Source organism: Kribbella sp. NPDC051620 (assembly GCF_044453825.1).
Lineage (GTDB): Bacteria > Actinomycetota > Actinomycetes > Propionibacteriales > Kribbellaceae > Kribbella.
The window spans coordinates 919,752-934,177 of record NZ_JBITDB010000005.1 but is presented as its reverse complement, the minus strand read 5'-3'; the positions used below and the strand labels follow the sequence as shown (position 1 = coordinate 934,177).

Below are 14,426 nucleotides of genomic sequence, written 5' to 3'. Positions count from 1 at the left end.
AGCGGATCCACCCGCTGCTTGATCTCCCCGAGCCTGGCGACCGGGTCGGCTTCTCCCCGGCCGAGGCGCAGTTCATGCACTGGATCGAGGCCACGATGGCACTGGGCCTCCGGCGCGGCCTGGTCGCGGCAAACGTCGGCCAGACCGGGCGGGACACGTCTGCGGCCGTGGTGATCTTCGACGGCACCAATGAGGTCATCTCGGCCAGCGCTACCGCGCAGGAGCGGATCGCCGAGCTCGGTGGCGACCTGTGGGGCATGCTGCCCTCGTCGATCACCACTGTCGTGTCCGCCGCCGGCGCGGCCAAGGTCATCCCGCTCATCGTGGAGGCGTACGGGCTGACCGATCGCGAGCGAGACGTGGTCCAGCACGTCCTCCTGGGCGACAGTACGAACCAGATCGCCGCGGCCCTCCACCTGTCCCCCTACACGGTCCAGGACCACCTCAAGGTCATCTTCGAAAAGGTAGGCGTCTCCAGCCGCCGGGAACTCTCCTCCCGCATCTTCTTCAGCCAGTACGCCGGCCGACTCGGCCGCACGCTGCACACTGACGGCTGGTTCAACGGTTGAGGGTGATGAGCGGTTCGGGGCGGTGTACTCCGCGGGGGCGGTAGCCGAGTACGTCGGAGAAGCCGAGGTAGTCGGTGAGGAGCCAGATGATGGCCAGCCACATCTCGGTGCCCTGCAGGCCAGGGGTTGCGCGGGCGTCGGTGGCGTCGGGGGCGAAGGCGAAACCTTCGTTGTCGACCCAGCGGGTGAGGATGATGGCCAGCGTCTGCTCGGCCCATTCACGGCCTTGTGCGCGGCCGTAGTCGGTTTGCTTGCCGGCCAGCCAGAGCGGGTGGATGACGTCGAGTACGTTGCAGGCGTTGAACTCGACGCGCTGGTCTTGCGAGTGGACCAGGAGGGTGCGGATCGCCGCTTCGGGGTACGGCAGCGGGAGCCCGTACTGCGCATAGGTGCCGCGCGTCAGGCGATAGAAGCCGTTGACCACTTGCAGCCAACCGTCGTCGGGGTGAGGCTGGCCCCACATGCCGGTCTCGGGATCGGCGTGGGTGGTCAGCCAGCCCATCAGCGGGTAGAGCATGGTGGAATCCCCATGATCCTTGAGGTTCCGGGCGATCGCCGTACCGACGGAGTCGATCGCCGCACCCGCGCTCCACGCATTCCTTGCCCACGGCAACTCGTCGAAGCGGGCCGGTTCCAGGTCGAGTGAGATTGGGTGCTCGAAGCAACTACCCAGCAACTGAAGGGCGTAGCCGACGCAGAGCACGTGATAGCTCCCGGGCCCGTCGAGCACAGACACCTCAGCCGCCCGCAACCGACGTACCAGGTCAGCTGTCGAGTGGCCAGCGGGTGCACGTCGAAGGAGCAGATCAGCGATCTCGATGGCATCACACCAAGGCCGGACCGCAGACTCACCCCCAGGCTGATCGACAAACTTCTCACCATCAAAACACCTTGCCAGCAAGGCGTCCGCCTGCGACCGCGCTTTGACAGCAAAGGCTGCGGCAGGTGCCGAAAGTTCTGCAACCGGCCTTCTAGGCTCGCGGCGGTCGCGGAGTTTGCGGGCGGGGTTGCCGGCTACTACGGACCACTCGTCGACGTTCTTTGTTACTACCGCGCCGGCGCCGATGATGCTGTGGGGGCCGATGGTTACGCCGTCGAGGATTACCGCGTTGGAGCCGATCCAGACGTCGTCGCCGACGGTGATGCCGGCGGAGGTGTGGGGTTGGCGGTGGATCGGCTGGTCGGGGGCGGTGCCGTGGTTGAAGGCGAGGATCGAGGTGTGGGCGCCGATGCGGACGCCGTCGCCCAGGACGACCTTGCCGCGGACCGTGGTGAACGGGTTGATGGTGGTGTCGGCGCCGAGCCGGATCTCGCCGGTGACGTAGGCGTGGGCGGCTATGTAGGACCGCGACCCCATCCGGAGCACCTCGCAGAAGACCGCGGCGCTCTCCGCGACATACGCGTCGGCGGCCAGCTCCACCGAACCGGCCGGCCCCGCCGAGCCCTTCAGTTCGCGGTGCCGCTCGGCCTGCCGTTCGCGCTCAGCGGGCGATGCGCGGGCGTACTCCCACGGAAGGAAATCCAGACGGTGAGCGGCGGAGGTCATACCGGACGAGGTCATGGGATAACGCTATCCAGAAAACTGCGCTGCTAACGTTCGGCCCATGCAAGGAGGGAGCGGTGGGGGGCAGCGCAGTCAGCGCGTGACGATCAGCGACCTCGCGCGCCGGCTCGACATCTCCAAGGCCTCGGTCTCGTACGCGCTGAACGGCCGCTCCGGCGTCAGCGAGGAGACCCGGCAACGCGTGCTCAGCCTCGCCGCCGAGCTCGGCTTCCACCCGAACTCCGCCGCCGTCGCGCTGTCCGCGAGCCGTACCAGGACGATCGGCATCGTGATCGCCCGCGACCCGGCGCTGATCTCGACCGAGGCGTTCTACATGCGCACCCTGGTCGGCATCGAGCAGTACCTGAACGAGGTCGACTCCTCGCTCCTTCTCCGGCTGACCGGCGAGCAGGGCCAGGATCTCGACGTACTCCGCCGTTGGAGCCGGCAGGGCCGGGTCGACGGATTCATCCTGTTCGACGAGCACAACGACGACCCCCGGATCCCGTTGCTCAAGGAGCTCGGCGTCCCCTGCGTCGTGGTCAGCTCCAACGCGCCCGACGACGGCGTCGGCCGGCTGGTCAGCTCGCCGGAGCAGACGGTGCAACTGCTGGTCGGGCACCTGGAAGAGCTTGGCCACAAGAACGTCGCACATGTCAGCGGCCCGTTCACCTTCGTCCACGAGCAGTTGCGGGTGACACTCCTCAAGGAGCACGCCGAAGCACGCGGCATCCGGGTCACCCACCTCGAAGGCAGCTACCAGTACGCCGACGGCGCGGCGATCACGCGCAAGCTCCTCACCAGCAAGAACCGGCCGACCGCCCTCATCCTGGGCAACGATCTGATGGCTGTCGCTGCTCTCCGCGTCGCCGTCGAGCTCGGGACCGCGGTACCGGACGAGCTCTCGATCATCGCCTGGGACGACTCACCGCTGTGCGAGCTCGCGCTCCCGGGCATCACCGCCGTCGACCAGCAGACGATGGAGCGCGGCCGGATGGCGGCCGATCTGCTGTTCCGGATCGCGGCCGGCGAGTCGGGGCTGCATTGGGAGACCCCTTCTGGGGTACTACGCGTGCGGGACTCGACCGCACCAGCCTGAAAGATCACGGTGAAATAACGAAACCGGGTCAACTGAACCGGTTAGGGTTCCGCAGCTTAACCGGTTAGGCCACTATGGCCGCACCAGCCTCCGCTCTCCTGCCGGAGGCTCGACGGGACGAGGGAGTCCGACGTGAGACTGCGTTCGTTTGTAGCCGCAGCAGCGGTGACCGCCCTGGGAATCAGCCTGGCCGCCTGCGGTGGCAGCGATTCAGGCGGCTCCGACGGCGGTAGTGGTGGAGACCAGACGCTGACCTACTGGGCCAGCAACCAGGGCACCAGCCTGGACAACGACAAAGAGGTGCTGACACCGGTCCTGCAGAAGTTCACCGCGGACACCGGCATCAAGGTCAACCTCGAGGTGATCGGCTGGAACGACCTGCAGACCCGGATCCAGACCGCGACCACCTCCGGCCAGGGCCCCGACGTGCTCAACATCGGCAACACCTGGGCCGCGTCCCTGCAGGCGACCGGCGCGTTCCTGCCGTTCGACGACGATGCGATGAACGCGATCGGGGGCAAGGACAAGTTCGTGCCGACGGCTCTGGCGACCGGCGGCAAGGAAGGCGAGGACCCGACCTCGGTCCCGCTCTACGGGCTGGCCTACGGCCTGTACTACAACAAGGCGATGTTCGCCGCGGCCGGGCTGCAGCCGCCGAAGACCTGGGAAGAGATGGTGTCGGCCGCGCAGAAGCTGACCGACCCGGCGAAGAAGACCTGGGGAATGGCGCTGGCGGCCGGCAGCTACACCGAGAACGTGCACTTCGCCTTCATCAACGGCGCCCAGAACGGCGCCGACTGGTTCGACAAGGACGGCAAGCCGACCTTCACCAGCGACGGCAACGTGCAGGGCGTGCTGCGGTACCTCGACCTGATGCAGAAGGACAAGGTCGCCAACCCGTCGAACGCGCAGTACGACAACGGCACCAAGTCGGTGAACGACTTCGCCACCAAGAAGGTGGCGATGGTGATCAACCAGAACAACGCCGACTCCTCGATCGTGGCCAACGGGATGAAGGCCGGCGAGTACGGCGTCGTGCCGTTCCCCGCGCCGCAGGGCTCGCCGAACCAGACCGCCAGCCACGTGGCCGGCATCAACCTGTCGATCTTCAAGAACACCAAGCACAAGGACGCGGCGCTGAAGTTCGTCAAGTACATGACGGACGCGACCACCCAGGCCACGCTGGGCAAGCCGTTCTCCTCGCTGCCGGTGCTCAAGGACGCCAAGCCGGTCTTCACCACCGACGCGGCCGAGGCGGCGACCTTCCAGGACGTCTACAACACCAAGTCGAAGCCGCTGCCGCTGGTACCGGCCGAGGACCAGTTCGAGAGCACCGTCGGCAAGGCGATGAACGGCCTGTTCGCCAAGATCGCCACCGGTGGCACGGTCACCGCCGATGACGTGAAGTCGGTCCTCCAGACGGCCCAGGACCAAGTGGCGGCCGGCAGCTGATGTCCGTAGTCACCGAGGATGCCCCTGCCGCGACGGCTGCCAAGCCGCCGCGGCGGGGGCTCGACCACCGGCCCGGTCTGAGCCGGAAGCTCCCCTATCTGCTGCTCGCCCCGGCGGTCCTGCTGGAGTTGCTGATCCACATCGTGCCGATGCTGGTCGGCATCTGGATGAGCTTCGTGAAGCTGACCAAGTTCTTCATCTCGAACTGGTCGGCCGCGCCGTGGGCCGGCTTCAACAACTACCGGGTGGCCGTCGACTTCCACAACGCGGTCGGCGAAGGCCTGCTCAAGTCCTTCGGCGTCACGGTCGCCTTCTCGCTGATCACGCTGGCCCTCTCGTGGATTCTCGGGATGGCGGCGGCGGTCGCATTGCAACCACCGTTCAAGGGGCGGAGCGTAGTACGGACGTTGTTCCTGGTGCCGTATGCGCTCCCCGCGTACGCCGGAATCCTGACCTGGAACTTCATGCTCCAGCGCGACACCGGCGCGGTGAACCATGTGATCGTCGACAACCTCGGGCTCACCAGCGACCGCCCGTTCTGGCTGATCGGCGGCAACGCGCTCGTCTCACTGATCACGGTCGCGGTCTGGAAGCTGTGGCCGTTCGCGTTCCTGACCTTGATGGCCGGGCTGCAGAGCATCCCGCGCGACGTCTACGAGGCGGCCGCGGTGGACGGCGCCGGGTCGGTCCGGCAGTGGCGCAACATCACGCTGCCTGCCTTGCGGCCGGTCAACCTGGTGCTCGTGCTGGTGCTGTTCCTGTGGACGTTCAGCGACTTCAACACGCCGTACGTGCTGTTCGGCAACGCGCAGCCGCCGGCGGGTGACCTGATCACCTTCCACATCTACAACGCGTCGTTCCTGACCTGGAACTTCGGCTCCGGCGCGGCGATGTCCGTGCTGCTGCTGATCTTCTTGATGATCGTCACCGGCGCCTACCTGATCGTCACCGGCCGGAGGTCTCGTCGTGCGTGACACCAAGGGATTCAAGGCCTATCGCGCGGTCGTGCTGACCGTGCTGGGGCTGTTCGTGCTCGTCCCGCTCTACGTGATGGTGACCTCGTCGCTGAAACCGCTGAGCGACGTCCAGGGCGCCTTCACCTGGTGGCCGTCGAAGCTCACCCTCGACCCGTTCGTGGACATGTGGAAGACGGTGCCGCTGGCCCGGTACTTCGTGAACTCCACGATCGTCTCGGTGGTCGCCACCGTCTGCTCGGTCGCGATCGCGATCCTGGCGGCGTTCGCGGTCTCCCGGTTCCGGTTCCGCGGCCGCAGCGTCTTCACCACCACGGTGCTGTCGACGCAGATGTTCCCCGGCGTGCTGTTCCTGCTGCCGTTGTTCCTGATCTTCGTGAACATCAACAACTCGCTCGGGCTGCAACTGGTCGGCACCCGGCTCGGGCTGATCATCACGTACCTGACGTTCAGCCTGCCGTTCTCGATCTGGATGCTCGCCGGGTACTTCGACAGCATCCCCCGCGAACTCGACGAGGCGGCACTGGTCGACGGCTGCGGTCCGATGGGCGCGCTTGCCAGGGTCGTACTCCCGGCTGCCCGGCCGGGCGTCATCGCGGTCGCGATCTACTCGTTCATGACCGCTTGGGGTGAGGTGTTGTTCGCCTCGGTGATGACGACCGAGTCCAACCGCACCTTGTCGGTCGGACTACGGCAGTACTCGACCCAGACCAACATCTACTGGAACCAGATCATGGCCGCTGCCCTCGTGGTCAGCATCCCGGTCGTCATCGGCTTCCTCCTGGCCCAACGCCACTTCGTCGCCGGAGTAACCGCTGGAGCCGTCAAGTAGCAATGACGTGGCGCGCGGGGTCAGGTGACCCCGCGCGTCGTCGTTCAGTAGGGCGACGAACCGTAGATGTCCACCGAGGTGGAGTAGCTGGACGAGCTCCGGCCGTTCTTGCCGACGGTGGCGCCGCTGATTCCGTGGCAGGAGAGGCGGTAGTTGTCGAGCCTCGTCTCTTTCACGGCGTCGGGACCGGTCGCCGCGTGGTTGGTGTTCTTGGCGGCGAAGGCGACGATCTGCCGCCGGGCCGCGGCATCGGGAATGAACAGCGGCAGAATCCCGGGCAGGCCGGCCTGCAGCGACGCCCACGCCTTCTTCGGGCCTTGCGGATAACTCCCGCTGCCGGAGGCGCGCCCGCCCACGTCGATGCTCTCGACCTGGTTCTTCGTCTTGTAGACGCGGCTGAGGCCGACCTCCAGCCCGCCCTTCTCGCAGCGCATCCCGAGGATGCGGTCGTCCTTGCAACTGAAGCCCTTGGCCTTGAGCCGCTTGGTGATCACGTCAACGCTGAGGCCGGGGATGCACCCGCGGCAGGCCGGAGGCGCAATGGGTTTGGTGGTTGAGCTGGGCGCCGCGGCCCAACAGTTAGACGGAGGTCTAACTGTTGGGATCTAACTGAAAAGCTTCTCGCCCCAGAAGGAGCCGGGGGTGACTCCTGGTGGGCAGGCGAAGATGCCTGAGCCGACGTGGCGGATGTACTCGTTCATGGCGTCGGAGCGGGACAGCTGCTGCTGGATCGGTACGAACTGCTTGCGCGGATCGCGCTGGTACGCGAGGAAGAACAGCCCCGCGTCGAGCCGGCCGAGGCCGTCCGAGCCGTCGACGAAGTTGTACCCACGCCGCAACAGCTCCGCACCCTTGTTGAACTGCGGATGCGCCAGCCGGACGTGCGAGTCCTTGGCCACCTTCGGCGTACCGTCCGAGGTCTTGGCGTTGAAGTCGATCGGGTCGAACTCGTCGGCCTTGCCCAGCGGAGCGCCGGTGCCCTTGCCGCGGCCGATGATCTGCTCCTGCTCGCCGAGCGACGTGCGGTCCCAGATCTCGATCGTCATCCGGATCCGCCGCGACACCAGGTACGAGCCGCCGACCATCCAGTCCGGGCCGTCCTCGGGCTGGACCCACAGCTGCTCCTCGAGCTTCGCGGTGTCTTCCAGCTTGAGGTTGTTCGTACCGTCCTTGAAGCCGAACAGGTTGCGCGGCGTGGTCTGCGCCCTCGACGTGGAGGACGTCCGCCCGAACCCGAGCTGCGAGTACCGCACGACCGTCGTCCCGAAGCCGATCCTGGCCAGGTTGCGGATCGCGTGCACCGCGACCTGCGGGTCGTCCGAGCACGCCTGGATCGCGATGTCGCCACCGCTGCGAGCCGGATCCAGGTTGTCACCGATGAAGTGCGGCAGGTCGACCAGCGCGGCCGGGCGGTTTCCCTTCAGCCCGAACCGGTCGTTGCCCTTGGCATCGACGAAGAAGCTCGGCCCGAAGCCGATGGTCAGAGTGAGCCGGGCCGGCGGCAGGCCGACAGCCTCGCCGGTGTCCTCGGGTGGAGCCTCGCCCGGGCCGTTCACCGCACCGTACTGGCCGATGTCGCGGCCCGCCGTCATCAACGCCGCCGCTGCTGTCCACTCCTTCAGCAAGGAGATGACGGCGTCGCGCTTGTCGGTCGTCACGTCGAAGGTGGCGAAGTGCAGCCGGTCCTGCGCAGGCGTGACGATCCCGGCCTGATGGGTCCCGTGGAACTCGACCGGGCCGCTGTTGTCGGCGGCCTGGGACTCCTCGGTCGTCAGCGCTGAGTGGGCGGCGTACCCGGCGACGCCGGTGGCGACCGCGGCCCCCGCCGCGCCAAAGAGACCGCGACGGGAGATCCCTCGACGCTGCTGGGCGTCGTTCGTGTTCTCGGTCATTTCTTCGCGATCACGCCGGCGACCTTGCTGACCGGTTCGGCCAGCGCGTCCACGACCGCGCCGAGTTCCTTCTTCTCGGCCTCGCTCGCGGTGTAGGGCTTGAAGCCGTCACCGACGCGGTACTTGTCCAGCGCGGCGAAGACTGCCTTGAAGTTGGTGTCCAGCGTGGTGACCAGTGCGGGGTCGCGCTGCTGCAGCGCCGGACGCAGGGCCTGTACCGCGGCTTGCGAGCCCTCGACGTTGGCCTGGAAGTCCCACAGGTCGGTGTGCGAGTAGCGGTCTTCCTCACCGGTGACCTTGCCGGTGGCAACCTCGTCGAGCAGCTCCTTGGCGCCGTTGGCCAGCTGCAGCGGGTTGAGCTTCACGACCTTGGCCTTGGCGACCACCGTCTTCACGTCGGTCAGCAGCTGGTCGGCGTACTTCGCCATCCCCGCGGTGGTGTTCTTCTCCCACAGGGCCTGCTCAATGCGGTGGTACCCGGTCCACTCGGTGCCGGGCTCGACGTCGTTGACGCGGGCGTCGATCTTCGGGTCGAGGTCGCCGAACGACTCCGCGACCGGCTCGATCCGCTCCCAGTAGGTGCGGGAGACCGGGAACAGCGCCTTGGCTTTGGCGACGTCGCCGGCCTTGACCGCGGTGACGAACTCGATGGTCTTCTGCTCCAGCGCGATCGCCTGCGAGTTCACGTAGCGCTGGTAGCTCTCGGTGGCCTGCTTGAGTGCGGTGTCCTCGTCCACCTGGGCCGCTGCGGCGCCGGTGACGGTGAGGTCGCCCCGGATGCCGTCGCCGACCATGCCCGGCTTGCAGACGGCCTGGTACTTCCCGGTCGGCAGCTCCACGATCAGGTCCCGCTTGAGGCCTGGGCCAATGTTCTCGACCTCACCCATCACCCGGTCGCCCTCGGCGTACACGTAGAACTCGGTGACCTTGCTGCCGCCGTTGGAGACCGAGAAGGTGCTCGTCCCGGACTTCACGTCCGTACGGCTCAGGCCGCACTCGGAGTCGGTCGCCTTGACGTTGACCGGACCCGTCCCGTCGTCGGCACCGGCGGCGGGCTTGTCGTCCGCGCAACCGGTCAGGCCGGCCAGCAGCAGTACTGCGCCGACGGCGGCGGCTCGGCGGGTGGTGATCATGAGTTCTCCTGGGCAGTTCGGACGGGCACCGCGGGCGACGGCGTCGACTTGATCGGGCGGAAGTACAGGAACAGGACCGGGACGAGGTAGACCAGCCAGGCGGTCGCCTCGAGCACCGTCGGGGCCGGGCTGAAGTTGAAGATGCCCTTCAGCAGTACGCCGTACCAGCTGTCCGGCGGGATCACCTGCGAGATGTCGAAGGCGAGGTTCTGCAGGCCGGGCAGGATGTTCGCCTCCTGCAGGTCGTGGAAGCCGTAGGCGAAGATGCCGGCCGCGACCAGCACCAGCAGCGCGCCGGTCCACTTGAAGAAGACGGCCAGGTTGATCTTGACCGCGCCGCGGTAGATCGCGAAGCCGAGCACGACCGAGGTGATCAGGCCGAGCATTACGCCGGTGAGCGGCGCGGCCGTCGTCGCGGTCGCGGCCGAGGCGTAGACGATGAAGGCCGTCTCGATGCTCTCCCGGAAGACCGCCAGGAAGGCGAGCAGGACGACGGCGCCGGAGCCGAGCTCCAGCGCCTGCCCCATCCGCTCGCGCAACTCCCGGGCGATGCTGCGGGAGGCCTTGCGCATCCAGAAGATCATCCAGGTGACGAAGCCGACCGCGACGATCGACATCACCCCGCCGATCGTCTCCTGGGTGGTGAACGACTTGGCGGTCAGCGCGGTGACGAACTGCAGCAGACCCCAGCCGACGGCCGCGACGGCGAGCGCCGCGACCACTCCGGCCCAGACCAGTTTGAGCTTGTCCCGCCGTCCGGCCTTGACCAGGAAGGTGGCGAGAATGCTGACCACCAACGAGGCTTCGAGACCTTCACGAAGACCGATCAGGTAGTTGGCGAGCATGGCGGGAACTCCAGGTATTAGGTACGGCTAACCTTCCGAAGGTTAGCCTAAGAAGCTCCATTCGCCCACTGTGTCGTACGCCGCACCATGGCTCGGACCCTCCCCTAGACGCGATGAGACCAACTCGATACTCTCCGCTGTCCAGGATGGTCCCTCGTAGGTGTCGAAGATCCGCACCCACCGGACCACGTCCATCGGCTGTTTCAAACGCGCCAGCGTGAGGTGCGGGGTGAATTTGCGCCCGTCCACGGTCACCCCCGCCTTGTTCGCAGCTGACCGCGTCGTCATCGCCAGGTGCGGCAGAGCGTCCGACTCGTCCTGGACGCCGGTGAACAGCACCCGGGCGTCCGCCACGCTCGGGAACGCTCCTGATCCCTTCAGCCGGAGGTCGAACGGCTTCTGCCGGTTCGCCACCCGCTCGAGCCCTTCAGCCAGGTCTTCGGTCTTGTACTCCGGTACGTCGCCCAGGAACGCGAGCGTGATGTGCCAGTTCTCGTCCGACGCCCAGCGGATGTCCTCATCCGGGTGATCTCTTCGGGGGCCGACGAACTCGGCCAGATGCTCGACAACCTCCATCGGCGGGATGACCGCCACAAACAGTCGCATCCCACGACTTTAGAGGTCAGCAGTCCATCGCGGCGAAGGCATATCCCTGGGCCGTCAACGTCTCCAGCGCCTGGTCGAGCGCCGCCACGGACTGACTGCGATCGCCGCCGGCGTCGTGCATCAGGATCACGCTTTGATTGTGGGCGCCCTTGAGGATGCTGTTCACGATCGCCTGGGTCCCCGGCCGCTGCCAGTCGAGGGTGTCGACGTCCCACAGCACCGGCTTCATCCCGGCCGCCTTGATGTCCGCCTTGACCTTCGCGTTCTCCGCACCGTACGGCGGCCGGAAACACTTCGAGGCCGGCCCGTCGAAGATCTCGTGATGCCGCTTGGCCGCCGACACCTTCGTCAGCTGCGGATGCGAGATCGAGTGACTCCCAATGCTGTTGCCAGCAGCAAGTACCTGCTCCTTGAGGCTCGGGTGCTGCTCCTGCATACTACCCAACTCGAAGAAGGTGGCGTGAGCGTTGTACTTCGCCAGCACCTCGAGCACCTGCGGCGTCCACACCGGATCCGGCCCGTCGTCGAAGGTGAAGAACAACACCTTGTTGCCTTCGGCACCAGCAGTCCGGTTGCCGGCCGGCTTGACCGGCGTACTCGGGCTCGGGGTGGTCGGGCTCGGCGTGGTCGTCGGCGTCTTCGCCGGCACCTTGGCCGGGGCTTTCGCGGAGGAAACCGTCTTGTCCGGCGCACTCGCCGCCGCCTGGTTGGCCTGCCCCATCCCGAAAGCCACCGCCCCGACGATCACAAAGACCGCCGACACACCGATGCCGAAGTTGATGAAGGCACCGAGCTTGCGGGACATGACGACTCCTCATTGACCAGACGGCCCCACTTCCAGGGCCTTGCAGAAGATGAGACGCCGAAAGTCCCCATCCAGTTCGCGCGTTTCCGATTCGCGGGGTGAGACTGGGGTATGGAGATCGAGGGGCGGAATTTGCCGGCGCCTTGTGTGGTGGTGTTGGTGGGGCCGGGGGCGGCGGGGAAGTCGACTTGGGCCGCGGAGACGTTCGCGGCTGATCTGGTGGTGTCCAGCGATCGGCTGCGGGCGCTGGTGGGGGCGGGGGAAGACGATCTGGCGGCGAGTACGGATGCGTTCGCGTTGCTGGAGGAAGTGGTTCGGCAGCGGATCGGGCGGCGGTTGACCACGGTGATCGACACGCTCGGGCTGGATCGGGAGCGGCGGCTCAACTGGCTGGCGATGGCTCGGGCGCAAGGGATCGCGTGTGTGGCGGTTGGGTTCGATACGCCGGCGGAGGAGTGCCGGCGGCGGAATCGGGAGCGGGCCAAGCGGATCCCGGCGGATGTGCTGACTGGGCAGCTCAAGGCTTGGGCGGCGGTCAAGAAGGAGTTGCCGGGCGAAGGGTATGACGACGTGCTCGCGCCTACGGCGGTACGCGTAGTACCGGAGGCGTTTGTGGGGGCGGGGGAAGCGGCGCGGCGGCAACGGGAGGCGCCGGCGCGGTTGCGGTTCGGGTTGCAGTTGAGCAGCTATACGCACAAGGCGGGGCGGAAGACGACGGGGCAATGGGTCAAGGAGATCGGCGCTGCTGCTGAGACGGCTGGGTTCGATGCGATCTACGTGATGGATCACTTCCGGCAGATTCCGCAGGTGGGGCGGGCGTGGGAGGACTTCCTGGAGAGCTGGACGACGCTCGCGTATCTGGCAGCCTGTACGTCGCGGGTGCACCTTGGGACGCTCGTCAGCGGGATCACCTATCGCAACGTCGCTCACCTCGGGAAGATCGTGGCGACGCTCGACGTGCTGAGTGGTGGTCGGGCGGTGTGTGGGCTCGGGTTGGCGTGGTTCGAGGCCGAACACAAGGCATACGGGTGGGAGTTTCCGTCGGTCGGCGATCGGTATGCCTTGCTGCAGGACGCTTTGCAGTTGCTGCCCGTGTTGTGGGGACCAGGCAACAAACCGTGGCGAGGCAAGGTTCTCGACGTACCGGAGACTGCTTGCTACCCGCGCCCGCTGCAGGACCCACTACCGATCCTGCTCGGCGGCAGCGGCAACCGCACTCTGCGCCTGGCAGCCCGGTACGCCGATGCCGTCAACGTCTTCGGCCCCGCGGACAAGGTCCGGGAGAAGGCCGCCTATCTCCAGGCAAACACCCCTCCCGGCAAAGAACCGCCACGGCTGACCCAACTCTCGACCACCCTCATCGGCAAGAACCCCCAGCACCTCACCGAACTGATCGACCGTCTCCGCCCCCGCAACCAGGACCCAGCCAAGTACGCCGCCTCCGTCAACGCAGCCACCATCCCCGACCAGATCGGCCGCTTCCGCGAACTGTCCGAGGCGGGTGCCACCGAGGTGATGCTCAGCCTCCCCGACCTCGATGACGACCTCGCCCCTCTCGAAACCGCGGCGGAGATCATCGCCGCCTTCCGCTAGTTCACCTGGCACCGCGTGGACTGCCGAGGCTGCGAGGATGGAGCCATGGAGCAGAAGCTGAGCCGAACGGATGCCTCGGAAGCTGTCAGCGACGCGGGGTGGCGCTTCCTCCTCGGCACACTGCGAACATCGGTACCGGTCGGATCACTGACCCAGGCGGCCGAGATCACCTCACGCGCGGTCGAGGCGTGTGGCGACGACGCCGACCAGCATCTTCGAGTCGACCTCCGCCCCAGCCGGGTGATCCTCACCCTCCAGTCGCTGGACCACGCCGCCGTAACCACCCGCGACACCGCCCTCGCGCACCAGATCTCCGCCGCTGTCCACGAAGCCGGCTCACAAACCAAACCTGACATCAACACGGAAGCCCCACGATCGGTCCAACTCGTGGAACTCGGCATCGACGCCCTCGACATCGCCGCGATCCGCCCCTTCTGGAAGGCAGCGCTGGGCTACACCGCCGAAGCAGGAGCCGACGGCCCCACGGACCCGCTGGTCGACCCCCTAGGCCAAGGCCCCGCCATCTGGTTCCAGCAAATGGACCACCCCCGCCCCCAACGCAACCGCATCCACCTCGACATCTCCGTCCCCCACGACGAAGCCCCCCACCGCCTCAAAGCCGCCCTAGCAGCCGGCGGCCGCCTACTCTCCGACCACCGAGCCCCCGCCTTCTGGGTCCTAGCCGACCCCGAAGACAACGAAGCCTGCATAACCACCTGGCAAGCCCGAGACAGCTAAAGCACTGGTCAGGACGCTGACGCCCCAGCCGATGAGCCATCGGCGTCGCCTTGACCCCGGAGCTGTTTGAGGATGCCTCTAGCCCACCCCGCTGCCGGCGCCGGACAGAGCCGCAGGCGGCTACCGCTCGGCCTACCCGAGCGGCACATCACGCCAGAGCACCCCGTCCGGATCCGCCACCGTATGCACGCAGGTGCACGGCCACGCCCCGTACGACCGCCACCAAGCCAGTTGTTCGGTCAAGCCGCAATCGATCGACATCTGTCGTTCCAGCAGGCCAGACAAACCTGGCGCCCGGCACCGCGTGAACCACAGCAGCAGCCGGGACTGTCTGTTGCTCTTGCA

At 66.9% G+C, this 14,426-nt stretch carries 15 protein-coding genes; 7 read left to right on the top strand and 8 right to left on the bottom strand.

Annotation, left to right across the window (positions count from 1 at the left end):
• The first annotated feature begins 74 nt into the window (after nt 1–74).
• Nucleotides 75–569, top strand: a complete 495-nt coding sequence (locus ACIA12_RS29185) for a helix-turn-helix transcriptional regulator (RefSeq protein ID WP_396370316.1) — start codon at nt 75–77, stop codon at nt 567–569.
• On the opposite strand, the gene ACIA12_RS29180 is transcribed toward ACIA12_RS29185, so the two are convergent.
• On the bottom strand, nt 559–2,130 hold the full coding sequence (locus ACIA12_RS29180; RefSeq protein WP_396370314.1) for an acyltransferase: 1,572 nt from the start codon (nt 2,128–2,130) through the stop codon (nt 559–561). The genes ACIA12_RS29185 and ACIA12_RS29180 overlap by 11 nt on opposite strands.
• A gap of 82 nt (nt 2,131–2,212) precedes the next feature.
• Between ACIA12_RS29180 and ACIA12_RS29175 the strand changes: the two genes are divergently transcribed.
• The 4 genes from ACIA12_RS29175 (at nt 2,213) to ACIA12_RS29160 (ending at nt 6,469) form a co-directional block, all read left to right on the top strand.
• Entirely contained in the window at nt 2,213–3,211 is a 999-nt protein-coding gene (locus tag ACIA12_RS29175; RefSeq protein ID WP_396370312.1) for a LacI family DNA-binding transcriptional regulator, read from the top strand.
• A gap of 132 nt (nt 3,212–3,343) precedes the next feature.
• Nucleotides 3,344–4,663 (top strand): ABC transporter substrate-binding protein, encoded by a 1,320-nt coding sequence (locus ACIA12_RS29170; protein ID WP_396370311.1) that lies wholly within the window; start codon nt 3,344–3,346, stop codon nt 4,661–4,663.
• Complete coding sequence (locus ACIA12_RS29165; RefSeq protein WP_396370310.1) at nt 4,663–5,637, top strand: carbohydrate ABC transporter permease; 975 nt, start codon at nt 4,663–4,665, stop codon at nt 5,635–5,637. The genes ACIA12_RS29170 and ACIA12_RS29165 overlap by 1 nt, the downstream gene beginning before the upstream one ends.
• Nucleotides 5,630–6,469, top strand: coding sequence for a carbohydrate ABC transporter permease (locus ACIA12_RS29160; protein ID WP_396370309.1), 840 nt, complete (start codon nt 5,630–5,632; stop codon nt 6,467–6,469). Before ACIA12_RS29165 ends, ACIA12_RS29160 begins: the two co-directional genes overlap by 8 nt.
• Before the next feature lie 44 nt (nt 6,470–6,513).
• On the opposite strand, the gene ACIA12_RS29155 is transcribed toward ACIA12_RS29160, so the two are convergent.
• The 6 genes from ACIA12_RS29155 to ACIA12_RS29130 form a co-directional block, all read right to left on the bottom strand.
• A complete protein-coding gene (locus ACIA12_RS29155) occupies nt 6,514–6,963 on the bottom strand; it encodes a hypothetical protein (RefSeq protein ID WP_396370308.1) in 450 nt (149 codons plus the stop codon).
• Between the two features lie 111 nt (nt 6,964–7,074).
• Nucleotides 7,075–8,361, bottom strand: coding sequence for an iron uptake transporter deferrochelatase/peroxidase subunit (gene efeB, locus ACIA12_RS29150; protein WP_396370306.1), 1,287 nt, complete (start codon nt 8,359–8,361; stop codon nt 7,075–7,077).
• Nucleotides 8,358–9,494, bottom strand: coding sequence for an iron uptake system protein EfeO (efeO, locus tag ACIA12_RS29145; RefSeq protein WP_396370304.1), 1,137 nt, complete (start codon nt 9,492–9,494; stop codon nt 8,358–8,360). Before efeO ends, efeB begins: the two co-directional genes overlap by 4 nt.
• Entirely contained in the window at nt 9,491–10,339 is an 849-nt protein-coding gene (efeU, locus tag ACIA12_RS29140) for an iron uptake transporter permease EfeU (protein ID WP_396370302.1), read from the bottom strand. The genes efeO and efeU overlap by 4 nt, the downstream gene beginning before the upstream one ends.
• Nucleotides 10,340–10,381: 42 nt before the next feature.
• On the bottom strand, nt 10,382–10,945 hold the full coding sequence (thpR, locus tag ACIA12_RS29135) for an RNA 2',3'-cyclic phosphodiesterase (RefSeq protein ID WP_396370300.1): 564 nt from the start codon (nt 10,943–10,945) through the stop codon (nt 10,382–10,384).
• A gap of 16 nt (nt 10,946–10,961) precedes the next feature.
• Entirely contained in the window at nt 10,962–11,750 is a 789-nt protein-coding gene (locus ACIA12_RS29130; RefSeq protein WP_396370298.1) for a polysaccharide deacetylase family protein, read from the bottom strand.
• A gap of 111 nt (nt 11,751–11,861) precedes the next feature.
• Between ACIA12_RS29130 and ACIA12_RS29125 the strand changes: the two genes are divergently transcribed.
• Together ACIA12_RS29125 and ACIA12_RS29120 are read left to right on the top strand one after the other, a co-directional pair.
• On the top strand, nt 11,862–13,343 hold the full coding sequence (locus ACIA12_RS29125) for an LLM class flavin-dependent oxidoreductase (protein WP_396370297.1): 1,482 nt from the start codon (nt 11,862–11,864) through the stop codon (nt 13,341–13,343).
• Nucleotides 13,344–13,388: 45 nt separating this feature from the next.
• Nucleotides 13,389–14,081: a VOC family protein gene (locus ACIA12_RS29120; protein WP_396370295.1), complete on the top strand. Its 693-nt coding sequence runs from the start codon at nt 13,389–13,391 to the stop codon at nt 14,079–14,081.
• A 132-nt stretch (nt 14,082–14,213) separates the two neighbouring features.
• Here ACIA12_RS29120 and ACIA12_RS29115 read toward each other — a convergent pair.
• Nucleotides 14,214–14,426: hypothetical protein (locus ACIA12_RS29115; protein ID WP_396370293.1), on the bottom strand; the 213-nt coding region annotated here is incomplete at its 5' end.